Annotated in this window: 23 protein-coding genes; 19 read left to right on the plus strand and 4 right to left on the minus strand. The window is 66.5% G+C overall.

Annotated features, from left to right (window positions below):
- Positions 1 to 144: 144 nt before the first annotated feature.
- Genes flgL through pseI form a run of 9 tightly spaced genes read left to right on the plus strand, consistent with a single transcriptional unit; the run spans position 145 to position 8,514 of the window.
- The gene (flgL, locus tag B2747_RS14760) at positions 145 to 1,053 is read left to right on the plus strand and encodes a flagellar hook-associated protein FlgL (protein WP_291162534.1); all 909 of its coding nucleotides are present in this window, start codon (positions 145 to 147) and stop codon (positions 1,051 to 1,053) included.
- Positions 1,054 to 1,057: 4 nt separating this feature from the next.
- Positions 1,058 to 1,552, plus strand: coding sequence for a flagellar assembly protein FliW (fliW, locus tag B2747_RS14765; protein WP_291162537.1), 495 nt, complete (start codon positions 1,058 to 1,060; stop codon positions 1,550 to 1,552).
- A 56-nt stretch (positions 1,553 to 1,608) separates the two neighbouring features.
- Entirely contained in the window at positions 1,609 to 2,673 is a 1,065-nt protein-coding gene (gene pseB / locus B2747_RS14770) for a UDP-N-acetylglucosamine 4,6-dehydratase (inverting) (protein ID WP_291162539.1), read from the plus strand.
- Entirely contained in the window at positions 2,666 to 3,829 is a 1,164-nt protein-coding gene (pseC, locus tag B2747_RS14775; protein ID WP_291162542.1) for a UDP-4-amino-4,6-dideoxy-N-acetyl-beta-L-altrosamine transaminase, read from the plus strand. The genes pseB and pseC overlap by 8 nt, the downstream gene beginning before the upstream one ends.
- Positions 3,816 to 4,553 (plus strand): pseudaminic acid cytidylyltransferase, encoded by a 738-nt coding sequence (pseF, locus tag B2747_RS14780; RefSeq protein WP_291162545.1) that lies wholly within the window; start codon positions 3,816 to 3,818, stop codon positions 4,551 to 4,553. The genes pseC and pseF overlap by 14 nt, the downstream gene beginning before the upstream one ends.
- Positions 4,554 to 4,562: 9 nt before the next feature.
- Positions 4,563 to 5,786 (plus strand): ATP-grasp domain-containing protein, encoded by a 1,224-nt coding sequence (locus tag B2747_RS14785; RefSeq protein WP_291162548.1) that lies wholly within the window; start codon positions 4,563 to 4,565, stop codon positions 5,784 to 5,786.
- Entirely contained in the window at positions 5,779 to 6,474 is a 696-nt protein-coding gene (locus B2747_RS14790) for a class I SAM-dependent methyltransferase (RefSeq protein ID WP_291162551.1), read from the plus strand. Before B2747_RS14785 ends, B2747_RS14790 begins: the two co-directional genes overlap by 8 nt.
- Before the next feature lies 1 nt (position 6,475).
- Positions 6,476 to 7,474, plus strand: a complete 999-nt coding sequence (locus tag B2747_RS14795; protein WP_291162554.1) for a hypothetical protein — start codon at positions 6,476 to 6,478, stop codon at positions 7,472 to 7,474.
- A complete protein-coding gene (gene pseI / locus B2747_RS14800; RefSeq protein WP_291162556.1) occupies positions 7,471 to 8,514 on the plus strand; it encodes a pseudaminic acid synthase in 1,044 nt (347 codons plus the stop codon). Before B2747_RS14795 ends, pseI begins: the two co-directional genes overlap by 4 nt.
- A gap of 4 nt (positions 8,515 to 8,518) precedes the next feature.
- Here the strand turns inward: pseI and B2747_RS14805 are convergent, their stop codons facing one another.
- Both B2747_RS14805 and B2747_RS14810 read right to left on the minus strand, forming a co-directional pair.
- The gene (locus B2747_RS14805) at positions 8,519 to 9,448 is read right to left on the minus strand and encodes a hypothetical protein (protein ID WP_291162559.1); all 930 of its coding nucleotides are present in this window, start codon (positions 9,446 to 9,448) and stop codon (positions 8,519 to 8,521) included.
- The gene (locus B2747_RS14810) at positions 9,435 to 11,456 is read right to left on the minus strand and encodes a hypothetical protein (RefSeq protein WP_291162562.1); all 2,022 of its coding nucleotides are present in this window, start codon (positions 11,454 to 11,456) and stop codon (positions 9,435 to 9,437) included. Before B2747_RS14810 ends, B2747_RS14805 begins: the two co-directional genes overlap by 14 nt.
- Positions 11,457 to 11,611: 155 nt before the next feature.
- Between B2747_RS14810 and B2747_RS14815 the strand changes: the two genes are divergently transcribed.
- Together B2747_RS14815 and B2747_RS14820 are read left to right on the plus strand one after the other, a co-directional pair.
- Positions 11,612 to 12,265 (plus strand): hypothetical protein, encoded by a 654-nt coding sequence (locus B2747_RS14815; RefSeq protein ID WP_291162565.1) that lies wholly within the window; start codon positions 11,612 to 11,614, stop codon positions 12,263 to 12,265.
- A gap of 70 nt (positions 12,266 to 12,335) precedes the next feature.
- A complete protein-coding gene (locus tag B2747_RS14820; protein ID WP_291162567.1) occupies positions 12,336 to 13,328 on the plus strand; it encodes a glycosyltransferase family 2 protein in 993 nt (330 codons plus the stop codon).
- Here the strand turns inward: B2747_RS14820 and B2747_RS14825 are convergent.
- Both B2747_RS14825 and B2747_RS14830 read right to left on the minus strand, forming a co-directional pair.
- Positions 13,315 to 17,691 (minus strand): glycosyltransferase, encoded by a 4,377-nt coding sequence (locus B2747_RS14825; RefSeq protein ID WP_291162570.1) that lies wholly within the window; start codon positions 17,689 to 17,691, stop codon positions 13,315 to 13,317. The genes B2747_RS14820 and B2747_RS14825 overlap by 14 nt on opposite strands.
- 32 nt (positions 17,692 to 17,723) lie before the next feature.
- Complete coding sequence (locus B2747_RS14830) at positions 17,724 to 19,235, minus strand: tetratricopeptide repeat-containing glycosyltransferase family protein (protein ID WP_291162572.1); 1,512 nt, start codon at positions 19,233 to 19,235, stop codon at positions 17,724 to 17,726.
- A gap of 173 nt (positions 19,236 to 19,408) precedes the next feature.
- On the opposite strand from B2747_RS14830, the gene B2747_RS14835 reads away from it, so the two are divergent.
- From B2747_RS14835 to B2747_RS14870, 8 genes are all read left to right on the plus strand, one after another.
- Complete coding sequence (locus tag B2747_RS14835; protein ID WP_291162575.1) at positions 19,409 to 20,161, plus strand: flagellin; 753 nt, start codon at positions 19,409 to 19,411, stop codon at positions 20,159 to 20,161.
- A 103-nt stretch (positions 20,162 to 20,264) separates the two neighbouring features.
- On the plus strand, positions 20,265 to 22,316 hold the full coding sequence (fliD, locus tag B2747_RS14840) for a flagellar filament capping protein FliD (protein WP_291162578.1): 2,052 nt from the start codon (positions 20,265 to 20,267) through the stop codon (positions 22,314 to 22,316).
- Positions 22,317 to 22,381: 65 nt separating this feature from the next.
- Complete coding sequence (gene fliS, locus B2747_RS14845; protein WP_291162581.1) at positions 22,382 to 22,780, plus strand: flagellar export chaperone FliS; 399 nt, start codon at positions 22,382 to 22,384, stop codon at positions 22,778 to 22,780.
- Positions 22,780 to 23,268, plus strand: a complete 489-nt coding sequence (locus B2747_RS14850; RefSeq protein ID WP_291162583.1) for a hypothetical protein — start codon at positions 22,780 to 22,782, stop codon at positions 23,266 to 23,268. Before fliS ends, B2747_RS14850 begins: the two co-directional genes overlap by 1 nt.
- Before the next feature lie 77 nt (positions 23,269 to 23,345).
- Positions 23,346 to 23,609, plus strand: a complete 264-nt coding sequence (locus B2747_RS14855; protein ID WP_291162586.1) for a hypothetical protein — start codon at positions 23,346 to 23,348, stop codon at positions 23,607 to 23,609.
- Positions 23,610 to 23,734: 125 nt separating this feature from the next.
- Positions 23,735 to 24,019, plus strand: coding sequence for a flagellar biosynthesis anti-sigma factor FlgM (locus tag B2747_RS14860; protein WP_291162589.1), 285 nt, complete (start codon positions 23,735 to 23,737; stop codon positions 24,017 to 24,019).
- 42 nt (positions 24,020 to 24,061) lie between these two features.
- Positions 24,062 to 24,433, plus strand: coding sequence for a response regulator (locus tag B2747_RS14865; RefSeq protein WP_291162593.1), 372 nt, complete (start codon positions 24,062 to 24,064; stop codon positions 24,431 to 24,433).
- Positions 24,434 to 24,443: 10 nt separating this feature from the next.
- Positions 24,444 to 25,124 carry a hypothetical protein gene (locus tag B2747_RS14870; protein ID WP_291162596.1) on the plus strand — a complete coding sequence of 227 codons (681 nt, stop codon included), beginning with the start codon at positions 24,444 to 24,446 and terminating at the stop codon, positions 25,122 to 25,124.
- The last annotated feature ends 10 nt before the right edge of the window (positions 25,125 to 25,134 follow it).

Below are 25,134 nucleotides of genomic sequence, written 5' to 3' on the forward strand. Positions count from 1 at the left end.
GGGCCGAAGAGCTCGCTCAGATGCGTCCATTTATGGTCGAGACCGCTAAAGGGACGCGCTGGCCATCCGATACTCAGCAGGAGCGAGACGGTCTCGCGGGATGCCTCGACGGGGGCATTCGGCGGCCAATCCACCCGGGGTCGTATGCGCGTCACCAACACCATCATCACCCGCACCAGTCAGCTTCGCCTGCAGCAGGGTCTGCAGGGGATCGACCGCGTGCGTGACGACATTGCCACCGGCATTCGCATTCGGCGCATGTCCGACGATGCCACGGCCGGCGGCGAGCTGGTGCGCATTGGCAGTTCCATGCGCGCGCTCAATCAGTTCCGGCGCAATGCGCAGATGGGCTTTGCCCGCGCGACCGCCGAAGAAACCGTGCTCGGGCAGTTCTCCGACACGCTGACCCGCGCCGCCGAGCTGGGAGTCACCGCTGCCAACGGCACCACGGACAACTCCACGCGTCAGGTCATCAAGGCCGAGATCGATCAGCTGCTCGATCTGTCCGCGCGACTCGGCAACACGCGCTTTGGCGACGAGTATCTGTTTGGCGGCACCCGCTCCACCGAGAAGCCCTTCACCGAACCGCCCCCCGCCACCGGCTCCTTCTCGGCGCTGATGTTGGCCGGCAATCCCGTGGATCCAAGCGGCAACACGACGCTTGAAATCGGCGACAACAAGTTTGTCACGCCGAACCACAACGGTACGCAGGTGTTTCTCGACACGGACGCCCTGGCCGCGCTGCGCGAGATGTCCGACGCGATCGGTGCCAACGACGTCCCGCGCATCACCGCGGCCACGCAGCGCCTGCGCAACGCCCACTCGAGCGTGCAGGCGCTCATCGGCACGCAGGGCGCGCGCATCAACGAGATGGAAGATGCGCTGGTGAACATCGAAAACACCGAGTTCGACCTGAAGACCTTCCGCTCCGACCTGCGGGATACGGAAGTGGACAAGGCCATGGTGGAGCTCGTGGGCAAGCAGACTCTGTATCAGGCCGCCATGAGTGCCACGTCGCGCATTCTCGGGCTCAGCCTCGCCAATTACCTGTAAGGACATGGAATCCGCCGTCATGGTCGCTCCGCAGGATCTGGTCGCCATCGCGCACCCCTTCGGCACGATCGAAGTTTCCCGTGACGCCCTCATGACCTTCCCGGTCGGTGGGATGTTCGGCTTCGACAAGCTCACCACATTCGCGCTGGTCCCCGCCGCCCGTCAGGGGCTGTGGTGGCTGATGTCGCCCACCTCGCCGCCGACGACCTTCGTACTGGCCGACCCCTTCGTCTGCTTTCCCGACTATGCCCTCGACCTCGGCGATCTCGAGAAGTCGCAGCTCGAGATCGAGCGACCGGAGGATGTGCTGGCGCTGGTGATGCTCACGATTCCCGAGGGCGGCGCCCCCATCACGGCCAACCTGCGCGCCCCCATCGTGTTCAATGTGACGCGGCGTCTGGCGGCCCAGGTGCTGAGCCGCGACGAGTCGCACGGGCTGGCCACCGCCATCGACCTCACGGTCTATCCGCGCAGCACCAACGGTCTGGACATGACCTGAAGTCGGGTCCCGGATGTAGATTTGCGCCAACGCGCGTCCACCTCCGTCCCGCCGTCATGTCCGACACACTCCCGCCCCGACGCGAAGACTTCCGGGCATCCGATGCCCGTCTGGATGGTGCCAGCCTGCTGATCACCGGCGGCACCGGATCGTTCGGGGTGCAGTTTCTGCGCACGGTGCTCACGCGCTACGCGCCTCGCCGCGTGATCGTGTACAGCCGCGATGAGCTCAAGCAGTACATGATGCAGCAGGCCGAGCCCTTCAAGTCGCGGGCGTCCATCATGCGCTGGTTCATCGGCGATGTGCGCGATGCAGACCGCCTGCGCCGCGCCATGGAGGACGTGGATGTGGTGGTGCACGCCGCAGCGCTCAAGCAGGTGCCGGCCGCCGAGTACAATCCCTTCGAGGCCGTGAAGACGAATGTGCTGGGAGCCCAGCATGTGATCGATGCCTCGCTCGAAGCGCAGGTCTCGCGCGTGGTGGCGCTGAGCACCGACAAGGCGGCCGCCCCCATCAACCTGTATGGCGCCACCAAGCTCGTGTCGGACAAGCTGTTTGTGGCCGCCAACAACTATCGCGGCAAGCGTCCGAGTCGCTTCTCGGTCGTGCGCTACGGCAACGTGATGGGCAGCCGGGGCTCGGTCATTCCGCACTTTCTTGCGCAGCGCGCCAGTGGTGTGCTGCCGGTGACCCACGAAGACATGACCCGCTTCAGCATCTCGCTGCAGGAGGGCGTGGAGCATGTGCTGTACGCCCTCGCGCGCGCCTGGGGTGGTGAGGTCTTCGTGCCCAAGATTCCGAGCTATCGCATTCTGGATGTGGCACGCGCTATTGCGCCCGAGGCGCGGGTGGAGATCGTGGGCATCCGGCCGGGCGAAAAGCTGCACGAGGAGATGATCACGGCAAACGACGCGTTGGGCACCATCGAGTTCGATCGCTACTTCGTGATTCTGCCGTCCACCGAACTCTGGGACGTGGAGCAGTTCCGTCTCACGAGTGACAGCTCACCAGGTCGACGCTGCGAACTGGGCTTCAGCTATGACAGTGGTACCAATCCGCATTTCCTCACGGTGGAGGAGCTGCGGGCGCAAATTCTTGCCAGTGGGGCCCTGCATGGATGACGACAGCATTCCGTATGGGCGTCACGAGGTGGACGCGGACGATCTCGCCGCCGTGGCGGCGGTGCTGCAGGGCGACTGGCTGACGACGGGCCCGGCCGTCGAGCGCTTCGAACGGGCTTTCGCCGAATTTGTCGGGGTGGACCATGCGGTGGCGGTCAGTAGTGGAACCGCAGCGCTGCATCTGGCCATGCTGGCGGGTGGTATAGGCCCCGGGGATGAGGTCATCGTTCCGACGCTCACCTTTGCAGCCACGGCCAATTGCGTGCGCTATGTCGGTGGAACCGTCGTGTTCGCCGACATCGATGGTCACACGCTGACCGTCGACCCGGACCACGTGGCCTCGCTGATCACACCGCGTACGCGCGCCATCGTGGCAGTGGACTACGCGGGACTGCCGGCCGATCTCACCGCATTGCGTACCATGGCGGATCGGCATGGTCTCCTCTTTGTCGAAGACGGATGTCACGCGCTGGGGGCATGGTGCGACGGGCGGCGCGTTGGCAGTGTGGCGGACCTGACCTGCTTCAGCTTTCATCCGGTGAAGCACATCACCACCGCAGAAGGCGGCATGATCACGACGGCCAACCCCGAGATGGCCGCACTGCTGCGCACGCTGCGCAATCATGGCATCCCGACGGATCACCGGGCCCGTGAGCGGGCCGGCGTGTGGGAATACGACATGACGGCGCTGGGATACAACTATCGTCTGAGCGACCTGCAATGCGCCCTTGGCTTCAGTCAGCTCGCAAAACTGCCGGCGTGGCTGGCACGTCGTGCGACACTGGCGGCGCGCTACGATGAAGCCTTCGCCGAAGATCCTCGTGTTTTCCGTCAGTCTGCCGCTACCGGTCGCACACACGCACATCACCTGTATCCGCTGCGTGTGGCAGGGCGAGAGCCCGCCGACATGCGCGCGGCCGTGTTTCACGCGCTGCGCCAGCGTGGTGTGCGGGTGAACGTGCACTATCGACCCGTCTATCTGCATTCCTACTATCAGGCGTTGGGATATCGCGCTGGTCTTTGTCCGGTTGCTGAGCACGCTTACGCTGGTCTGCTGTCCTTGCCGATGTGGCATGGACTGCGCGATGTGCAGCAGGCGCAGGTCATCGACCGGGTCCGGGATGCGCTGACGTCGGTGCTGCATGCCGGAGTCTGAGCTCACTGCGGTTGCCGGCCAGCGACTCGCGGTCATTCCGGCACGCGGCGGCAGCCAGCGAATCCCGCGAAAGAACATCAGGGCGTTCTGCGGGCGGCCCATGATCGTGTGGGCCATCGAATCCGCACTGGCGAGCGGGTGCTTCGATCACGTGATCGTCTCGACTGACGATGAGGACATCGCGGAGGTGGCGCTGTCCGTCGGTGCGGAGGTCCCGTTCCGCCGACCCCCGGCACTGGCTGATCATCACACGCCCACCCGGCCCGTGGTGAATCACGCCATCGTCGAGGCACAACGCCTGTACGGCGAGATCCACCACGTTTGCTGTCTCTACGCCACGGCGCCCTTCGTTCGCGCGAGCGATCTGCAGCGCGGGCTCGCGTTGCTGCAGCAGTCGGACATGGATTTCGTCTTCACGGTGACAACGTTTCCCTTTCCCATCCAACGGGCGTTGCGACTCCTTCCCACTGGCGGAGTCGGCATGTGGCATCCGGAGCATGCCAACACGCGGTCCCAGGACCTGGAGACCGCCTATCATGACGCCGGACAGTTCTATTGGGGACAGGCGGCGGCGTTTCTCCAGGGCAGGGACATGTATGCGGCACGCGCGCTTCCCTTGGTGATGCCACGCTATCGTGTCGAAGACATCGACACCCCTGAGGATTGGCGGCGGGCGGAGTTGCTGATGCAGGCCATGCAGCAGGACCTCACCGCCTTTCCCTGACGGATCATCGTGTCGGATACCGCACAGGTTGGACTGCTGGTTGGTGCCGGGCCGGAGCAGCTGGCGGCGCTGTCCGTGGCCAGAGCGCAGGGCTGTCGGCTCGTGGCGGTTGATGGAGATCCACACGCACCCGGCCTGGCGCTGGCCGATGTTCCCGTAGTGGTCGATCTTCGGGACATTGACGCGGTGGTCGACGTGGCACGCCGCCATGCCGTGCAGTTCACGGTCCCCACACCAATCGGCGCACGTCTCGTCACCCAGGCAGCGGTGCACGATGCGCTCGGTCTCCGCGGGGTTGGCGTGCAGGCAGCGCGATTGTGCACGGACAAGCGGCAGTTTCACCAAGCCATGACGGCTGCACGGGTGGTCGTGCCCGCCCAGATCGCGCTGCCCAGCGCCGAAATGCTCGCAGAGGCGTCGTGGAGCGACCTGTGTGAGCAGCTCGGAACATCGGTGCTGGTGGTGAAACCGCCACGCGGTTCGGGCAGTCGTGATGTGCTGGTGGTGGAACACGAGTCCGATTGGCGATCCATGACGACGCAGGTCTGTGCGGCCTTCCCCGAGGACGGACTGCTGGTGCAGGCATTCGTCGACGGCCTGGTGCTTGGCGTGGATGGTGCGGTCATCGACGGTCGGGTGACGGTGACCCTGCTGCGCGAGAAGCGCATGAGTCCCTGGCCGCATCGCGTGGAGTTGGCATACCGCGGGCCGGCGAGGCTCGAGCCGTCCGTGGCGCAGCGCGTGGTTGCACTCGTGACGGCAGGCGTTGACGCGCTCGCGGTCCAGGATGCGCCCTTGCACGCGGATGTGGTTGTGACGCCGGCAGGTCAGCCGGTGCTCATCGAGATGGCCATGCGTCCGTCGGGTCTGCGAATCGCGAGCAGTCTCATTCCAGCCTGCACGGGCATATCGTTCCTCGGTGAAGCGCTGTCGCTGCACCGTTTCGGGTATGGGCGCTTCGCAGCGCAGGCCATGCGTCCCACGCTGCTGCACTACTGGCACCATCCGGGAGGACGCGTGCTGCGTGTGCCAACGCCGCGTGAGCTGCTCGATATCCCGCAGGTGCTCTCAGCCGAAGTAGGCTGGCAACCCGGGCAGCAGGTCATGATGCCGACCACAGTGGCCGAGTTGCTGCGCGGTGGCCATCTTCTGGTCGCCGCTGATGACTGGGCATCGGTCGAGGGCAGTCTGGCGGCGGCTCTGTCACTTTTCGAGGTAGCGGCCGATGGTTGAACTGAACGCGCGCGACGATGCCACGCGACGGGCCTGGGCCGGCGCGCTGCAGTCGCACCAATTGCTGTATCCGGATGAACGCGTGGTGTCGTTCCTCGCCCGCCGGTTCGCCGCCACGGCCGACAACCGGGCGCGGCACGCGCTCGATATCGGGTGCGGAAGTGGCCGGCACGTTCAACTGCTGCTCGACTATGGCTTCCAGACGGCAGGCATTGACTATACGCCTGACGCCGTCGCGATGGTGAACGCCGCGTTCGGTTCGCATCCGCAATTCCGCGGCGTGGTTCACGGTGATTTTCGTTCCCACTCGTTCGCGCAGAAATTTCACGCGATTGTGTCATGGGGGGTGGTGTTTCTCGTCCCCCCAAGTGAGATGGTCGCGGCACTACAGTCCATGGCCGCGCTGCTGGCACCGGAGGGGCGGCTATTGGTCAACTTCCGCACGCGGGAGAATTCGCACTACGGACTGGGTCAGGAGGTTGAGCCGGGCTGCTTCCTTCTCGACCACCGTGCAGGGGCATATGCTGGCATGTGCTACAGCTTTCTCGATCTGCCCGATGTGGAGTCGCTCGTGGACAAGGTCGGAACGCTCGACATTGTCCATGTCGAGCAGACCACATTCCGCAAGCGAAACCTGACCGAGCTGCATAGCTGGCTTCAGGTGGAGCTGGCGTCGCGCAGGCCCTGACATGATGCGCTGGCTGGCCTGCGTGGCGCTCTCCGATGCCATCGGCATCGGCCACCTCGTGCGTGTGCGTGCCCTGGCGGCCCAGCTGGACCTGCGCCTGGATCGTGTGCTGGTGTGGACAGATTGGTCGCGCGAGCGATTGCTGCGAGTTGCTCCCGACCTTCCGCTGGAGTGTGTCGACCTCGGCAACCTTGAGTGGCCCGGCGGTCCCATGCCCGATGGCATGGTGATGGACATGCCCGACCCGCCATTCTCCTTGCTGGCTGCCACGCAGCACGTGCCACGCAAGCTGCTGCTGGGTTGCCGCGACGCGCGCACACACTGGGCAGACTTGACGGTGAATGTGGCGGAGGGGGATGATCTCGTGCAGGCGGAGCCTGCCTGGCCTGACCCCATCTGGCGCGGTGCACGCTTTGCCATGCTGCGCGCACGCTTCCTGTCCGGACGGAAGCGCCCCTATACGCCATCCGGTGCAATCCTGGTGGCCATTGGCGGCACCGATGCGGCGCGTCTCACCTTGCCGCTGGTGGAGATGTTGCTGGAGCCCGCGTCACTTGCGACACACGCCATCGATGTGGTGTGCGCGGCCAGTCATCCGGACGCCGACGGGCTGGCGCACCTTGCCGCCACATCGTCTCGCGTACGCATTCTGGCCCCTGCCGAGGCCATCGCAGATTGGATGGAGCGGTCGGGGGCCGCGGTCGTAGCGCCGGGAAATCTGCTATTCGAATGTATGGCCCTCGAGGTGCCGGCGGTGGCCATTGCGCAGCATGCGCGACAGGCGGATGACTTTCGCGCCTATCCCTGGCTGGTCACTGGCGGAGACATCGGCCGGGTTCCGGGCATGCTGCACGATCTGTTGCAGGAGTCACGGACCGCGTGGACGCAGTACGCGCGCGCCGCCGCCGTCGGTCAGTCCCTGCCCATGCTGAAGCGCTGGATTCATGCTCCGTTGTTCCCCCTTCACTCCAACGCGCACAGCGCGGATTCCACGCCATGATACTCGCCGGGCGCAGCATCGGCCCTGACAACTCGCCGTACATCATTGCCGAGATGTCGGGCAATCACAACCAGTCGCTGGACCGGGCCCTCGCCATCGTGGATGCGGCGGCAGCGGCAGGTGCGCACGCCATCAAGCTGCAGACCTATACCGCCGACACGATGACGCTCGATCTCGCAGCCGGCGAGTTCACCATTCGCGATCCCAATTCGTTGTGGGTCGGGCGTTCGCTGCATGATCTGTATCAGGAGGCACACACGCCATGGGACTGGCACGCGCCCATCATGGCGCGGGCCAAGGCAAAGGGATTGGCGTGCTTCAGTTCGCCATTTGATGAATCGGCCGTCGACTTTCTCGAGACGCTCGACGCCCCGGCGTACAAGATCGCCTCCTTCGAGTGTATTGATCTGCCCCTCATCCGTCGGGCGGCGTCGACGGGAAAGCCTCTCATCATCTCCACAGGCATGGCCACTGTTTCGGAAGTGGCCGAAGCCGTGGACACGGCACGTGCAGCCGGTTGCACCGAACTGGCACTGCTGCGCTGCACCAGCACCTATCCTGCCTCCCCCGAGCACTCGCATCTGCGCAGCATTCCGCATCTTCGCGCGCTCTTTGGCTGTGAGGTGGGACTGAGTGATCACACACTCGGCATCGGGGTCGCGGTGGCCTCAGTGGCTTGCGGCGCGACCGTTATTGAGAAGCATTTCACGCTCGCCCGTGCAGACGGCGGAGTGGATGCGGTCTTCTCGCTGGAACCATCGGAACTGCAGCAGTTGGTGGTGGAAACCGAGCGCGCGTGGCAGGCGCTCGGGCAAGTGCACTACGGACCCACTCCGGCGGAGGTCGGGGCACGCAGCCGCCGGCGCTCGCTGTACGTCGCCGCGGATCTTGTCGCCGGCTCGATACTCACGCCGGAGAACCTGCGCCGGGTGCGACCGGGGCTCGGTCTTGCGCCGCGATACTACGATCAGGTGCTGGGGCGCCGGGTCAACCGCGATGTGGCCAAGGGCACGCCGCTGCAGTGGGATCTGCTGGACTGACACGTCAGCGATGCGCCGACGAGCGGCGCAGCACTTCGCGCCGTTCCGCAGACTGCAGGGCGTGGCGCAGCAGTGGAATCGGCAGTTTTCTCGCGGCACCGATGAAGTCCAGTGCCGTCCGGCGTGCGGCGAGATCGTCACGTCTGGCGCCATCCGCGAACAGTGTCTCGAATATGGCGCTGTAGCTGGGTGGCGCGTACACCACCCAGTCCTCGTAGCCGGGATCGGTTCGACACTGCAGATTGCCCGCCGACCAGTAGGTGAATGAGCATCCGGTGTACATGGCGTAGGCCATGTGGGTGCCGTGCGAGTTGCTCATGACGTGCTCGTGCGAGCTGAGCAGGTGCCACAGCCGAAGGAGAAAGAGCGGATCGTGCTGGTGACCCGCTGAAACAACCTCGATGCCGCGCTCGAGAAACGGACGGTGATGTCCACGCAAGATGTCGAGATAGTAGCAGCAGGCACGGGTGGGACCGAAGTGCGCGGGCAGCCGCGCGAGATGATCGGCGATGATGTCGTACTCGGCTTCGGCAGTGGAGAAGCGCGTGGAGTGTGAGGGGAAGTAGAGGGTCCCACTGCGCGGGCCGGATACGGCTCCCACGAGATCCGGCGCATAAGTGAATGGCGCCGCGCCGCGGATCAGCGCACGTTGTCCGCTGCGTGAGAGGGCGTCGTCGTACTCCCGCTGGTACGAGTAGGCTGTGGCAATGTCGGCGGACGTCTCCGCCTGATTGGGCGTGCCCCGGTAGGTCACGCCGTGTGGCAACGTGATGCAAAGCGGTCGATCAGGCGCGAGGCCAGTGACCGCCTTGAGTAGCGCGGCGTGTCCGTAGAATCCGTTCCATGGGAACAGCTCGATCGTGTCTGCTTCGCGCTCCGCACAGAGGCGCGAAAGGTCCCGCTGATCCTGCCATGCGGCTTCACGCGTCAACACGATGCGCCTCCGTGAGCAGCAGATGGGCCCGCGGTGCCTCGGGTATAGGCAATCGGACATACTGCCGATCGCCCCACATCAGGGCCGTGATGTGGAGCTCTCTGGGCTTCGTGGCTTCGATCATCTGTTGAAAGCCTGGCTCGGACCATAGGCTGGGCACGTCCGTGCCCGACCAGAGAATCGCGCAGGGGGTTTGGCTGGACGAAAGCGCGTCCATGCATGACATGGCATCCGCCACCCCCATCAGAGTGAGCGGCGCGTGCAGCAGCACCGGACTGACCTGGCGCGTCACCACGCGGCGGAGCTCGAGGAAATGTTGGACAACGTGCAGACGGGATGCGGACGGACCCGCCGCGCGCTGCCATTGCGCACAGTGGAGGGCCGTGGGGGCCATCGCGGCCACGGCAGCACAGTGCGGCACCTGCAAGGCCTGCATGAGACGACGACCATCGTCGGGATGGAGATCCACGAAAACCTGCGGTGCCTCGAGTTGTTCGAGGTACTGCACCACGCGTGCATCGGCGACGGGGTCGAGCAGCAACTCGTGAAGCCAGCGCTCGAACGCTCCATCCTCAAGCTGCTGGGCATTGGGCTCGAGGAAACCAGCCGCTGCGCCATCTGGCCCCGGACGCAGTACCGGCGCCAGGAGGGTCCGCCGTTCGGCGAGCGCGCGACGCAGGTCCCGATCGATGGCGTCGAGCCATGGCCAGGGCTCACCAGCGCTCCCTGGCCGAGTGCGGTCTTCCGACGATTGCGGCGTTGCTTCAATGGGGTTGGTCGCCAGATCTCGCGCCAGTCTGGCCGCCTGCGTGAGGCCAAGCACCGAATAGGCCCGTGAGGCCTCGTGCCAGTGTTCGACATCTACGGGCAGATCGGTCAACCATTCCGGCGCGCCGATGGTGCCCTCTGTGGCATGCCGACGCGTCACACCCGAGAGAGCCATGACGGACCTCGGATCCGGAAGCTCGACATCCAGCAGCGCGACCACCTGTTCGGCGGCTGTGGTGTTGTCCAGGCGGCGCAGCGCTGCGACCAACTCGCTGGCCTGGACCACATCAAGCGGAAACTCACCCGACTGGCTTCGCAGTACCACGCCCATGGGATTGTCGAGACCGCGCTCAGTGGCCAGCAGAGCGTGATGCAGACTGAGGTCACGCAGCCCCACTTCGCGTGCCCGATCCAACAGGTTCCGCAGTGCCAGGAGGTCTGCCCGTTGCCCGTAGTCGAGAGTGGCGTCGGCGATTTGCCCAAGCATCGAGGCAAGACGGGGAGGCGTGGTTGCGTCCCGCAGTGGTGTCAGCCCGTCGCTGAGCGTGCGCCACAGACTTTCGCGCATTGCCCGTTGGTGTCGGGGTGCCCGTGGCAGAGCGTGGGCCAATGGACCGGCAAGGTGGTGCAGGCGGAGCATGTCGCACAACACTGCTGGCAGCAGGTCCAGCGAGAGTTCGCGTTCGAGCCCGTCGGGCGTGGCCGTCGAGAGCACCGGCAGGTGTCGCTGCAGCATGCGCAAGGCGCGGGCCCAGGTATCGCACAGGGCGAAGGGCAGCCCTCTCATGTGATCCGTGTCGAACGCCGCGCGGGTGCACACGAGCGTGGAGACGGCGGCTCCTTCCTCAACGCAGAGTGCGGCGAGTGCATGAGCGGGCGCGCTGGTCGAAGCTGTCGGAGTCGGAATTGCGCTGGCGGTCACTCCGATATGCACATCGCGCGCCGTGTCACGCAGACCTGCAATCGCCTCCGTCAGGTGGGTCATGGGCCACACGGCCCCACTCGCGATCCACGCGACATGGCGCCCACGCACCGCCTCGCGAAGCCGCTGCTCGTCTTTTACTGCCGAACCCGTTCGGTCCAGCAGGCGAATGCGCGCATCGGCGAGAAAGGAGGCCAGCGTGGCAGCCTGAACAGGGTCGCGCCACAGCAGCAACTCCCAGCGCTGTTCCGATTGTGCCAGAATGCTTGCCACCGTCGCTGGCGCGGCGGCCGACGGAACCGAGGAGTCGAGGATCACGGAAACCTGTGGTTGGTTGTCCGTCATGGCTGGCTGTACATGGCGAGTCGTGGAGTGTGGACGTTGCAAAGTACGAGCCGAATCGCCCCCAGGCGACCAGCCGAACACGCGCTGCCCGCGTATCTTTGAGATTCACCCACTCGAGGCCATGTACCGTGTCATCCATCCCCTCCGCCCAGGTCAACGCCGACGGCCAGCCGCGCTTCCACCTGCCGGCGCCCACTGCCACGGATGGCTGGGCTGAAGCCGTGGCCGAGGAGGCCGACGGAGGCGTGGCCGCCGACATACGCATTTTCCTCGATGCGCAGTTGGGCGAGGGTGACGTGTTGGTGGATCTCGACCCGGGCTTCGGATTTGTGGCGCTTGGCGCCGCGACCGCGCCCGGTGGCCTGCCCACGGTGCTGGTGCGGACAGCCGACAGCGATCGGCTGACGCAGTTGCGGGCTGCGGCGGACGAGGTGGCGGCGGTGATCGAGGACGCGCCGGCCGATCGGGCGGCGCTCGTGAAGCTGGTGGACACGCGGCTCGACGAGCAGGGCCGATTGTTTGTGCATGTCAACAGCGCCGAGGCGGCATCCACGCTGACCACCTTCCGCGAGCACGCCGAGAGCGGCCGGCTGGTGGCGCTGTGCATCGGCGACGCGCACCGCAGCCCGTCGTGGGCGAACGCGCGGCAGGCACTCACTAAGGCCGGCTATGTCGCCTGCGGTATCGTGGAACAGCAGGGGCAGGCCGTGCTCACGCCGCAGGGTGATCGACCCACGGCGCCGGTGATTGCGCTGCCGTCGGAACTCGTGAATGGCGGCTGAGGCGGACGTGCGGGCGCGCCGGACGCCCGGCGTGTCGTTCTGTCTGATCACGGATGGCCGGCGACCAGCAATGCTAGCCGAGGCCATCGCCAGCATTCGGGCGCTGGAGCTGCCGCAGTACGAGGTGCTGGTGGCCGGCAATGTCCCGGAGGGTCTCGGTGACGACGTGCGCGTGCTCATGGCCCCGGCGCTTGCTGCCGAAGGCAAGCTGGGCGCCATGCGCAATCTCGCCTGCCGCGCCGCAGGCTTCGATCAGCTCGTGGTGAGCGACGATGACATGCTGTTCCATCCCGAGATGGCCGTCGTATTGCGCGAGCGCGATCCGGCCGTCGATGTGCTCTGCGTACGATTGCTCAATCCCGATGGCACACGCTACTGGGACTGGGCCACGCATGGCGGGCCATCGGGGCATCGACTGCTCGCGTATGACGAAGTGGACGACCACGTCTACGTGACGGGTGGTTTCGCCATCCTCTGGGCGCGGGTGCACGACCAGGTGCCGTGGGACGACGCACGTGGCTTCTACCAGGGGGAGGACCTCGATTGGTCGGCGCGTGTGCGGGCGGCAGGTTTCCGCATTGGTCTCGATACGCGCGGCCAGGTAACGCACCGTGATGCGCGGTATACGCGCGCAGGCGACCACGTGGTGTTTCGCCAGGACTTCAGCCTCCGCGAGCGCCTGGCGCCCGGCATCGAAGTCAATGGCGTCTTTCGCGAAGATGCGGGTGGCCAGCGCGGCTGCAAATGGATGAGCACGCAGGCTGAGGTGCATGCGCCGCCCCGATCAGCAGATCGTCAGGTGGTGCAGTTCGTGGTGTCGTCGTTGGCCCCCGGCCTCACGGACACGCCGTTTGGCGTGCTGGTCGAGGTGAACGGGCAGGCACAGGGTGTGCTGACGTTCTCCGGCGTGCAGTCGGTGCCGGTGCGCATCGCGTTGCGGGACGATCAGCCGACGGTCGTGCGCCTGACGAGCGAAAAGGGCGTGGCGGCCACCGCTGTGGGGATTCCCGATCCGCGACCGGCGAGTGTTCTGCTGCACGACGCATCGTTCACGGCGCGCTGAACTCTGCAGACGTCGGTGGGGCCGCACGGTCTATCGCGCGCAGCGCAGCGGGTGAGACCGGCGAAACCACCGCCACGCCAACCGCGGCGGCGCGGGCATGCGTGGCGATATCCCGTGCCGCCACCAGCACCCGATCCGCCGCCCGCAGCAGCGAGGCGATGACCGCCTCGTCGAGCATGTCGGGAACGAGCAGCACATCCATGGCGTCGGCGTCGGCGAGGCCGAGTTCCTTCCGGAGGGCGGCGAGCTCGTGGCCTACCCGATCGGCCGCAAATCCCTGCGCCGGATCGAGCGCGAGCACCAGCGACACGTCGTCCGATTGACGATAGGCCTGCAGACAGGCGCGCACTAAATCGCGCCACTCATCACTGTGCCACTGCGGCTGAAAAAACAGCACCGTGCCGCGCGGCTGATCGAGCGGAAAGACCGGGCCGTCCTTGGAGAATGCAGCCGAAGCGGCAAAGCGTGCGGGGGCGTGTCCCGTCAGTGCCCTGACATGCTGCTGCACCGCCCGCGCGCTGTGATCGTAGCTGAAATGGTCCACGATGCGTTGCCGCGCGCGCGCGCCCATGGCCCGCGCTTCGTCAGGCGACGCCACCAGCTCGCGCATGTGGCGTGCGAGGACCTCGGTGTCCGGCTCCGCCCACCAGAACGGCGCCAGGCCCGGCTCGGCGCCGACAATGTGCGCCGGCACCTCCGCGCGCGTGTAAGGAATGAAGCGGGCCGTGTGCTCGTCACAGAGATCAAGCATGGGCCCCACCTGCGTGACAATGACCGGCAGGCCGCTGGCCATGGCTTCGGCAATCGGCAGGCCAAATCCCTCACCGCGAAACGGCGCCACGAACACATCGCACGCGCGATACAGCGCCGCCACCGCGTCGTCATCGAGCGTATCCCCGATGAACTCGATTTCGGGTCCACCGGTGGCCGCGACCAGCGCCGGCAGTTCGGCAAAGTCCTTCTGCCCCTGATTGCCGTGATACGCCCAGCGCGCGCTCAAGCCCTTGATGACCAGGCACACATCATCAGCCTGCGTGAATGTGCGCAGGTACGTTTGCACGAGGACATCCATGCCCTTGCGCGGGATGATGCCGCCCACGGCCAGCAATTTCGTGCGCTTGCGCGTCTGCAGCGGAAAGCGCGGACCGTCCGGAGTGAAGCGCTGGCTGTCCACACCGAGCGGCACCACCTGCACCTTCTCTGGCGGCACGCCGCTCGCAATGGCACACTCGCGCTGCCAGGAGCAGTACACCCAGAGCGCATCCGCCTGATCGCGCAGCACCGGAATCCACTCGGCGGGAAGTCCAGCGTACTCCCAGGGTTGCATGAGCACCCACGCGCCCTCGCTTGGCGCGTGCAGCACGGGAGGCCATTGATGCGCCACATGCACATCGGCGGGGCGCGGAGCCGGTGCTCCCATGCGGGCCGCGAGTGCCGCATGCGCCGAGGTCGGCGCGATGTCGGGCAGAAAGTCGTGGCGATACGTCGGGCGTGGTACGAGAGTCATGCCGCCCTGTCGCAACAGGGCCGACCCGACCTCGCGATTGACCACCCCAAGACTCGAGTGCGTGAAGAATGGGCCTTCCCAGCGTACCACGGGGCCTGTGGACGCAGCAGGCTGAGTGGCCAGGGCACGCTGCGGCGTGCGGACTGCGGCCAGGCTGGGGCGTGCCGACAGCTCCACCAGCCGCTCCTGCACTGCCGCTCCCACCCGATCCCAGGTCCACTGCGTGGTCATGTCTTCGCGCGCCCGACGACCGAGTTGCGCGGCACGTTCCGGATCATCCACCACGATCCGCAGCAAGGCGCTCAGGTGTCGCGCATCGGGTCTCGCCCAACGCTGGCCGGACAGATCGCCGACAAAGGGATCCACGGCGGGCACCATGCGCTCGACCTCGCACAATAGACTGTTCTCGTCATGCATGAAATCGAGGTGGGCGCTCCAGCGTGTGGCGATGGTGAGCAGGCCCGCGGCCATCGCCTCCATGTAGGGGTAGCCCCAGCCTTCACCGCTGGTGGCCGCGACATAGGCGTGGGCCGCCGCGTAGAGGCGCGGCATGTCGCTCTCCGGCAGCGCGTGGCCAATCACGAGAATGGGGGCCAGCTCGCGCCGCGTACGACCAATGGACGCCAGAAACTCGTCGATGTCGTGATTGATGGCCGGTCCGTGGTCGCGCTCGCTGCTGCCGGGCACCGAACTGCGGAACACCAGGCACACATCGTCCTGGGCGGTGAAGGCGTCGGCCCAGGCGCGGAGCAGCGTCTGCCACTCCTTTCGCGGCTTCCACTCGATGGTGGACAGGAACACGGTGCGGCGGGCGTCGGCAATTGCGAGCGGCGCCACGGGGGTGCTGAAGCGCGTGGTGTCGATGGCGCCGGGAATGCGAACCAGTCGCGCCCGCACACCCGCCTTGCGAAACGTCTGCTCGTTGAAGGACGACGGCACCCAGATCTCGTCCATCTGATTGCAGCGCGCCACCATGCTCGCCGGCAAGCCATCGGTCTCGAACATCGTGCGCGCGACCATGTAGTCGGCGGCCGTGAGGCGCTCGAGAAACATCGGCGGCAGGTGCAGCACCCCAATGCAGTGCTCGGGGTCGGGCAGGGCCAGCAGGTGATCGACCCGGTCGCGCAGGGCGGCCGGCGAGGCCGCACGAAATCGTTCGGAGTGGTTGCCCACGCGGCGCAGCAGCGGGGCGATGCCGCGTTGATCAAGGGCGCGCACGAACCCCCGTGCTTCCGTCCCGTAGCCGCTCGGATCGTAGAACGCACCCGCCCACAGCACCGGCGCAACGGACGGCACGTCTACCATCCCGACTGGCGCATCGGCTGTCAGAGTCTTTGACTCGATCCCTGGCAGATCGTCAAGCGGAGGCGCCGCCGGCATCGCGCGAATGGCAAACTCACGCGTCGTGCGCGCGGCCCGCTCGCCTTCCCGCGGCGTCGCACCGCGCGACGGCTTTGCATCGGTCTGCTTACCGATCTGCCTGTCAATCTGTTTGATGACGAGCGCATCAGCCAACGGATAGGCGTGCGCCCATCCCGCCGCCTCGAGCGCGTACAACAGCAGTTGCAGTGCCGCCTCGTCGCCCATTGGGGCGGCGCCCTCCGGCAACTGCCAGGCATCAACGGGCATCTGCTGGCGCAGCGCCCGCAGCAAACCGGCGCGCACTGCGAGTGGCGCGAACTCGCCAATCAGTGATGGCAGCTGACGAAACCGTCGCTCGGTCCACAGGCGAGGCGGAAACGAGGCCTGGGGCCACGAGGGCGTGCGTGGTTCGGTGAGACAGGCCCCGAAGGTGACCCACACATCGGGCTGTTCGCCAAAGACGTGCGCGAGCCGCGTGAGCACGCCGGCATGGGCCAGTCGTTCCTGCACGCCGAGCGGAATCACAATGTCGTCGGCGCCCAGTTGCAGGGCCGCGTGTCGCGCGAGTGGTGAGCTGGCGAGATCGGGGAGAAGATTCCGCGTGGCGCCTGCCTCACGTGCCCCCGCGCCGCGATGCAGCCGCACACGTGCATCCTGTTCGGCGGCCTTGCTCAGCGCCCGGCGCAGCTTGTCGTTGCTGGAGTGGTCGTCGAGCAGCAACAGGGCATTGCCGTATCGCTGCTCGCGAAAGGCATTCAAAAATGCGGACAGCTGCGGCTGATCGTCGTCCTCCACTCGCGTCACGATGACAAAGCGCTCGCGCCAGCTGCCTCCCTGCGCGGCATTGCGTGGCGAGTGCTGGCCCGGCCCGCGGCAGATGACCACCAGCGTATCGTCGATCGCGCCCTGCACCGGATGCCGCGACCAGTACTCGCGGTCCTCGTTGGGCGGTTCTCCCCACGTGGGCGTGAGCGTTTCGCGTCGCGCCATGGTGCCCTGCGGCAGGGGATGATGTGCGGCACTCGGGCGGCCGGTGCAGTCTGGCCCGGCCATGCCACAGGTCTGAATCCGGCACCGGACCGACTGCAGACCAAGATCGAGCGCGCCGGCGAGCCTCTCGATGTAGTCGGGGGCGTAGTCGTCGTCGTCGTCCACGAAGGCCACATAGTCACCCGTGGCCATGCGGAGCCCGTGATTGCGCGCGGCGCCCTGGCGACCGGTGGTGCAACTGGTGACCCGGATGCGCGGATCCGCTGGCAGCGTCGCGCGCACTGCGTCCTCGGCGCCTGCAGCGGGGTCGTTGTTCACCACAATCAGCTCGAACGGCGGGCGTGTCTGGCCGGTGGTCAGCTGACGCACCGTTTCCGGCAGGCAGTGCAGCCGTCGGAAGCTGGCCATGATCAGGCTGACTCGGCCCGGCCCGTTCGACAGGGCCGGCGCGGGAGGCGTGGGAGCGGTGGGCGAGGTGGGCGAGGTGGGCGAGGTGGGCGTCACGGCAAACCGGCGTGATGGGGGGGACGGCGGGCTCAGCGCCCCGTCGTTGGGCCGTAAGCAAACAGGGTCTCGCGGCGCCACAAGGCCAGCAGCTCCGGAACTCGTGCCACAACCGCTGGCCAGCTGGCGGGTGTGGACTCCCGCAGCAGCCGCATCGAGGGGTACCAGGCCGACCGCTCGCCGGATGGGCCCCAGCGCCAGTCGGGCGTGTAGGGCAGCAGCACCAGGGTTGGAAGGCCAAGCGCCCCGGCCAGGTGGGCCCCACCCGTGTCTACGGAAACCACCCCATCCAATTGCGACATCAAGAGTGCGGTATCAAGCCAGTTATACGACAACTGTGGCACAGCCAGCGAAAAACCGGCGATTGGCGGCTTGTCCGGCAGCAGCCAGGTCCACTGCACATCGGGCAGCTCGAGCAGTGCCGCCAGGGCCGGCTGGTCCAGGTCCCGGAGGTTGGTGGCCAGAAAATCCGGATTTCCTGAGGGAATGAGGCCGAGGCGCAGCGGTCGATTCTCCGCCGGTCGAGGCTCACCCGAGGTTTTGTGAGGTGCGTCGTTGAGGGAGGTCCGCAGATAGGGGACCCGCCCGGCCAGAGTCTCTCCCTCGGTTCCCAGCCGTAACGGCAGGGAGAGCAGCGGCACGGCGAGCTCGGTGGCCGGCCCCGCTCCGGGGGCAAACGCCGGAAGTCCCGAGGCCTGCAACAGGGACAGCGTGGATTCCGGCGCCTCGAGCACGACCTCGCCCGCACCGCGTTCGGCCAGCAGCGGCACGAATCGTACAAAATGAAAGAGGTCGCCCACCCCCTGCTCCATGAGCACGCGGATGGAGCGGCCCGCGAGCGCCTCGCCGCGCCACCAACTGCAACCAGATGAAAGCGGGGGCACCCCGCGGTGCTCAAAGTCCTCCCAGCCGTGACGGGTGGGACCCTGAATGAGCCGGGTAAGGGCGCGCTGCATTCGAGTCGGGCCATGCAGGGGCCGCACGGCTTCCGCCTTCTTGAGCCAGGCCAGTGCCTCATCGAATCGCAGCTGGGCGTGACGCACCTGCGCGGCCGTCAGCAGCAGCGCCGGATTCTTCCTGTCCTTGGCCACTGCCTGCTCAGCCAGTCGCCACGCCTGGTCCAGCGCGCCAAGTGCGCGATGGGCCGATGCCATGGCGCCCAGCATCGCCGGATGCCCGGGGCGAGTGCGCGCCACCACCTCCAGCAGGGTCAGGGCCTCGGCGGGTGCGCCCACATCCAGGCAAAGGGCCGCGAGTTCGTAAGCGACGGTGTCCGTCGTGGCGGCAAGATTGGCCACCGCCAGGGATCGCTGCAGCACGGCGCGCGCGCGCGCGCGGCGACCTGCCAGTTGCCAGGCCGCTGCCGCCAGACGGGCCACGCCGAGGTCCTGCGGCAGCAGGTCGGATACGGTCTCGAAAGCCCGCGCCGCGTCCTGATGGCGGCCGGCGCTCATGGCCGATTCGCCCGCCGCCAGCTGCGCGGCAAGCTCCGGTGGGCTGGCGGCCGCAGCGTTCATGGCCACCGGCGTGATGGACCGGGCCACCGGCGGCAGGACGGTGCCGACGGTGTGAGGGAAAGGGCCGGAACGACCGGAAAAAAGCGGAGCGCTCTCAAGTTCTGCGGGCCTCGGACGACACTGAAAACCGACCGCGATTCGATAGTCGGATCCGGAGAGGCACGGATGCCTCAGATATCAACATCACGGAGGATAGACTCATGCGTATCAACACCAACGTCGGCGCCCTCACGGCTTCCCGCAACGCGTTCGTGAACAACATGGCCACCGAGAGCAGCATGCGTAAGCTGAGCTCGGGTCTGCGCATCAGCCGTGCGGCTGACGACGCGGCCGGTCTGGCCATCGCGAACAAGCTGCGCGCGCAGTCCCGTGGTCTTTCGGCCGCGGCGACGAACGCCGAGCAGGGCAACGCCATGTTGCAGATCGCCGAAGGTGCCGCCCAGACCATCGAGCGCATCATCGAGCGTCAGAAGGAACTGCTCGTGCAGGCGGCCTCGGGCCAGAACGCCTCGGTGTCCTCGACGCTGACCACGGAGGTCTCGACCCTCTCCAGCGAAATCACCCGTATCCGTGGTGCCGCCACGTTCCAGGGCACCAACGTGTTCGCCAGCGTTTCGCTGGCTGTGGATGACACCGGCGCGGCGTTCTCGGTGAACGCCACGCTGGGCGCGACGGCCAACCCGACCACGGTGGCCAACGCGGACTCGAACCTGGACACGGTCAACAGCACGCTGGCCGCGATCGGTGCCGGTCAGAACCGTCTCGACTACACGGTGCAGAACCTCAAGTCGGCGATTGTGAATGTGAAGGCAGCCGAGTCGGTCATCCGCGACGTCGACATGGCAGAAGAAATGGCCAACTTCACGAAGAACAACATCCTCACGCAGGCGGCGCAGGCCATGCTGTCGCAGGCGAACCAGGGTGCTCAGAGCGTGCTCAGCATCCTCCGCTAATAGCGGAACCACGCACTGAATCGTGATGGACCCCGGGGTCGGCGTAACAGCCGGCCCCGGGGATTGGCCATAGCAGGGCCTTACGCGTCACCAGGAAGGAACCATGACCACCCCGCTCAATTTCGGTGGACTCAGCAGCGGCGTTCAGTGGAACAACATCGTCGATACGACGATCAAGGCCCTGGAAGCCCGAACGGTCACACCAATCACCGATCGGATCACGCTCCGGAACAAGCAGAAGGACGCGTGGACCAAGCTGCAGTCGCTCGTCGAAACGCTCAACAGCGCCGCCCTCGGTGTCCGACGGGCGGGATTTGGCGGTTATGCGACCACCGTCCCGACCAGCGCCACCAGCGGACGCAGTCTGCTGACGGCGGCGGCCAGCGCCTCGGCCACTCCGGGCCGCTATCGCGTGGAAGTGGTACAGCTGGCCGATACGGCCAAGCTCTCCGGCGGCTCGGTGGCCGACACCTCGGCTGCTCGCAATCTGAGTGGCACCTTCGCCATCAACGGGGTCAATGTCAGCATTGACGCAGCAGATTCGCTGGCGGGCATAAGAGACAAGATCAATGCGGCCAATGCCGGTGTCACCGCTTCTGTGGTGTCGGAAGGGGGGACGTCCGGTCGCCTCGTGCTTACGGCCAACACCGCGGGGGCCACAGGCCTCACGGTCACCGATGGCACCGGGGCCCTGGGCCGTGAACTTGGTTTCCTCGATTCCCGATCCAAGCCCATATCGTCAGCCACCGTGGCCGCGGCGGCGGCACTGGGTCTGGCCGTGTCGCCTCCCCCCGCGTCCATTCGTGTGGGGAACGTCACCATCACGGCGGATCTTCAGAACGAGTCCATTGCCACCATTGCCGCCAAGATCAACGCGGCCGGTGGCTCGGCGTCGGTTGAGCAGGAACAGTACGGCGACGAAACGCGCTACCGCCTCGTGACCGACGGCAACGTGCGGGCGGTGGACGGCGACGCCAATTCGCAGGCCGTCATTGATGCGCTGGGCATGGCGGCGGGCGCCTATGGTTCCATCCGGCAGACGGTGCAGTCGGCGGCGTTCACCGATGGCGCAGACGCAGCCGTCACCTCGGCCACGTCGCTCACGGCCCTCAAGGTGAACGGCGTCTCGGCAGGTCTCGCGGCCGGCGATGCCATCAACATCCGCGGCACACGCGGGGACGGCACGGCCGTCACCTACGGTCTGGTCATCCAGCCCGGTGACACCATGCAGACCCTGCTCGATCGCATCAACGATGCCACGAGCGGCTTTGGCTCGGGCACGCGCACCGCCACGGCCGGCCTCGGCCCCGATGGACGCATCCGTCTCACGGACGATACCGGCGGCACCTCGCGTCTGTCCCTGTCGCTCTCGGTAACCAAGGCGGATGGTTCCACCGCCACACTGGGCACCAGCAGCACCGCCGTCGCGGGCCGCACCCGTGAAGCGCAGCAGGGCCGCGACGCTGTCATTCGCGTGGACGGCCAGGAGTACACGCGCACCAGCAACAGCATCACGGATGCAATTGCGGGTGTCACGCTCACGCTGCAGAACTCCGAGCCGGGCACCTTCATCGACGTGGAGGTGGCGCGCGATGAGAAGGGCGCCGTGGACGCAGCCAAGAAGCTGGTGGACGGCTACAACGCCATCAAGGACTTCTTCGACGAGCAGCGGGTGCCCGACGCACCGCTGTACGCCGACGGGTCGCTGCGCCGCGTCATGAATTCCTTCACTGACGCCCTGCGGACCCAGGCGTCCGGCAACGGCACCTACACCAGCGCCACGCTGGCGGGTCTGGTGCTCGATCGCACCGGCAAGCTGACCTTCAACGAAGACACCTTCAAGAAGGCCTACACCGAGAAGCCGGCGGAAATCGAAACGCTCTTCGGCATCGGCGGACTGGGCACCGCCTTCGTGACCGCCACCGACAACGCCACCCGCTTCGGCGAAGGCGCGATCAGCGTCAACATCCAGAACATCATCGAGAACGTCGCGTCGCTGAAGGACAGGGAAGTACTGGCGACCCGCCGCCTGGATGACCGGCGCCTGCGTCTCATTGAGCAGTACACGCGCATGGAAGAGGCGATGTCCCGCCTGCAGTCCCAGAGCAATTCGCTGATTGCCAGTGTACAGGGACTTCAGGGCGGCCAGCGCTAGCCGATACTAGTAGGGGAAGGGCAGCTCGCCCACCGTCGTTTCACCTTGCTTCCGCCACGCGTCACATGTCATACGGCACCATGCAGGCGAACTACCGCGAGATGGAGATTCACGCCGCCTCGCCCGAGAAGTTGCTCTGCATCGTCTTCGAACAGCTGGTCGTGAACCTCGAGCGCGCGCGCATCGCCATTGAGCGCAAGGACATCGAATTGCGGGTGGTGTCGTTGCGCCGCGCCCGCGAACTGGTGACCGAGCTCCTCACCACACTCGACGTGGAGAAGGGTGGCCAGTTGGGTGTGGATCTCGCCGGGATCTACCAGGTCATGCTCTATGAGCTGGTGGACGTGGGCATCCGCGGCGACCTCAAGGTCATGAAGCAGCTCATCAACATTGCCACGGCGTTGCGCGACGGGTTCACCGGCGCCGCGCAGCAACTGGCAGCGCAGCGGCTCAAGACGGCCTGATGCGCCCCGACTTTCAGCAGGCCCTGCTGGCCATGCAAAGCGCCCGCAACGCCAGTCCGGCGCCATCACGTCGTAGGGAGGCCGCGCGCGAGGCGCTGGCCCTTTGCGCCGGTGCCGACGCGCTGGCGCGGGAGGCGGCCGCCACGGCGCTGGCTGATGAACACCGCCTGCTGGCCCTGCTCGAGCAACGCGACGAAATGCTGCAGGACCTGGCCGAGCAGTTGCTCATCCTGCGCACGGAACGTCCCACCGCCGACAGTATGCTCTACGCCGCCACCGAGCGGGTGGTGGACGATGCCGACGCGCTGATCGCGGAGGTTTGTTCGGCCGTGAGCACGTCGCACCAGGTGACGCTGGACCTCGCGGCCAAGGTGGCGCGCCGCACCGAGGAGATCCGCGCCGAGCTGGACGCCGTGCAGCGCACCTCGGTGGCGAGCGTCGGCTACGGGGCCGTGGCCGCCCCGCGCCTCGTGGACCGGTTCCGCTAAGGCGCTCGCTGAGCCTTCAGCCTGCGTGACCACCCTCCTCCTCCCTCGAGGGCGGTCAGGCAGACGGAGATCCGACCATGACCCACGATCCGGACGTCTTTGGACAGCTGTTGCAGGAGAAGTTGCAGGAACTCGACAACGCGGCGGCCGAGGAAGCGGCGCTGGCGGTCGATGAGATTGAGCAGTTGCGGTTGCAGGCCGCGCACCTCGTCACAGGGGTGACCGGCCACCCGTGGCCCACCGGGGCCGCGGTGCACTACCAGCAGGACCCGGGGGCGCCCACCGCGGCGCCGCCAACCCTCGATATCCGTTGGCCGGCCCGTCCCCCGCGACCGCGGTGACGGACTGGAGATGTCGAGATCTCGTCGGGCGACAGGGACGTCGCGTTCCGCACAACGGAAAACTGGTTCAAGGTAAAGTTACGGACCGACGCTGCCGATAGTCCCCAGTAGGAGGAGGAACCCCTATGAAGATCAACAGCTACATCGACTCTCTGCGCATTACGCCGACGAGCTCCCCGGCCGTCCAGCGTCCCGTTCAGGAAGTCCAGCAGGTCCCGGCCCCCAAGCCGGTGAAGTCGGACTCGGTCCAGATCTCGGACGAAGCGCGGCGCATGAGCGCGGCGCCCCGCGAGTCGCTCGATCCCGAGCGCATCGCCGAGCTTCGGCAGAAAGTCTATTCGGGCGCCTACAACACCCTGGATGTGGTGGACCAGGTCGCCCGACGCATCCTGACCCGCGGCGATCTCTAACGCCGCTCCCTTGATTCCGGCGACCCCAGGAGATTGGCGGTTATGAAGTTCCTCGTCGTAGACGACTCGGCGACCATGCGTCGCATCGTCATCAACTCGCTGCAGCGCATCGGCTACAACGACACCGTCGAAGCCGGCGACGGTCAGGAAGCCCTGGCCAAGTTCGACGCGTCCATCGCGTTCGTCATCACCGACTGGAACATGCCGAACATGAGCGGGACGGAGTTTACCAAGGTGCTGCGTTCGCGGGACGATGGACGTTCGGTGCCCGTGTTGATGGTGACGGCGCGTTCGGTCAAGGAGGACATCCTCACGGCCATGGAAGCGGGCGTCAACAACTACATCGTCAAGCCCTTCACGCCGCAGGTGCTCAAGGAGAAGATCGATGCGCTCCTGCCTGCTGCGGCCGCCTGAGGATCGATCAATGTCCAGTCCCCGCGCCCATGAAGTGCTGTACGAATCGGAGGCGGCCCTCCGCCTCGTCGATCAGGAATTGAGCGGTATGCACGACGCGCGCGATGCAGCGCCGCCGCCGACTCCCACTATTTCGCTTTCGGACTTGCCCAACATCCTGGAGCAGGCCAACGCGCAGATTCTGAATGTGCTCGCCCGTCTCCGGGAGAGCCGCGCGGCCCTGCAAACGACGGCGCTCGAGCGCCTGCAGACCACTCATGAGAAGATCCGCGAAGTCACCTCGGCCACCGAGGACGCCGCGATCAACATCATGGACGCCTGTGACCGGGCGACGCAGATGGTGGACGAACTCGACACCATCGATCAGGCGGAGACTCCTGATCGCGACAAGGCCACCGGCATCCGCGCGAACCTGCGTGACGAGCTGTTCCTCATGATGGGCGCGCTGCAGTTCCAGGACATCACGTCCCAGCAGCTGGCGCATGCGTCGTCGGTGCTGGTGGACATGGAGCAGCGTCTGCTCGACGTGGCGCGCCTGTTCGACCACAACGTGGACACGGGCCGCATCTCGCTGCGCAAGGACGCGGTGGACGAAGCGACCTTCGATCCGAACGCGACCACGCGCAACGCCGAAGGGCGTCAGGCGCTGGCCGACGAAATCTTCACCGCAGTGAAGGCTCCCGCGGCGTGATCCCCCCGGT

The sequence above is a fragment of the Gemmatimonas sp. UBA7669 genome (assembly GCF_002483225.1).
GTDB lineage: Bacteria > Gemmatimonadota > Gemmatimonadetes > Gemmatimonadales > Gemmatimonadaceae > Gemmatimonas.

Bases quoted from the DNA above. Each gene is read 5' to 3' on its own strand.
- B2747_RS14820 (WP_291162567.1), top strand. From the start codon at position 12,336: ATGCTAGCCGAGGCCATCGCCAGCATTCGGGCGCTGGAGCTGCCGCAG.
- fliD (WP_291162578.1), top strand. From the start codon at position 20,265: ATGACCACCCCGCTCAATTTCGGTGGACTCAGCAGCGGCGTTCAGTGG.
- B2747_RS14855 (WP_291162586.1), top strand. From the start codon at position 23,346: ATGACCCACGATCCGGACGTCTTTGGACAGCTGTTGCAGGAGAAGTTG.
- B2747_RS14870 (WP_291162596.1), top strand. From the start codon at position 24,444: ATGTCCAGTCCCCGCGCCCATGAAGTGCTGTACGAATCGGAGGCGGCC.
- pseC (WP_291162542.1), top strand. From the start codon at position 2,666: ATGGATGACGACAGCATTCCGTATGGGCGTCACGAGGTGGACGCGGAC.
- fliS (WP_291162581.1), top strand. From the start codon at position 22,382: ATGTCATACGGCACCATGCAGGCGAACTACCGCGAGATGGAGATTCAC.
- B2747_RS14835 (WP_291162575.1), top strand. From the start codon at position 19,409: ATGCGTATCAACACCAACGTCGGCGCCCTCACGGCTTCCCGCAACGCG.
- fliW (WP_291162537.1), top strand. From the start codon at position 1,058: ATGGAATCCGCCGTCATGGTCGCTCCGCAGGATCTGGTCGCCATCGCG.
- B2747_RS14795 (WP_291162554.1), top strand. From the start codon at position 6,476: ATGATGCGCTGGCTGGCCTGCGTGGCGCTCTCCGATGCCATCGGCATC.
- pseB (WP_291162539.1), top strand. From the start codon at position 1,609: ATGTCCGACACACTCCCGCCCCGACGCGAAGACTTCCGGGCATCCGAT.
- pseF (WP_291162545.1), top strand. From the start codon at position 3,816: ATGCCGGAGTCTGAGCTCACTGCGGTTGCCGGCCAGCGACTCGCGGTC.
- B2747_RS14865 (WP_291162593.1), top strand. From the start codon at position 24,062: ATGAAGTTCCTCGTCGTAGACGACTCGGCGACCATGCGTCGCATCGTC.
- B2747_RS14860 (WP_291162589.1), top strand. From the start codon at position 23,735: ATGAAGATCAACAGCTACATCGACTCTCTGCGCATTACGCCGACGAGC.
- B2747_RS14790 (WP_291162551.1), top strand. From the start codon at position 5,779: ATGGTTGAACTGAACGCGCGCGACGATGCCACGCGACGGGCCTGGGCC.
- pseI (WP_291162556.1), top strand. From the start codon at position 7,471: ATGATACTCGCCGGGCGCAGCATCGGCCCTGACAACTCGCCGTACATC.
- flgL (WP_291162534.1), top strand. From the start codon at position 145: ATGCGCGTCACCAACACCATCATCACCCGCACCAGTCAGCTTCGCCTG.
- B2747_RS14850 (WP_291162583.1), top strand. From the start codon at position 22,780: ATGCGCCCCGACTTTCAGCAGGCCCTGCTGGCCATGCAAAGCGCCCGC.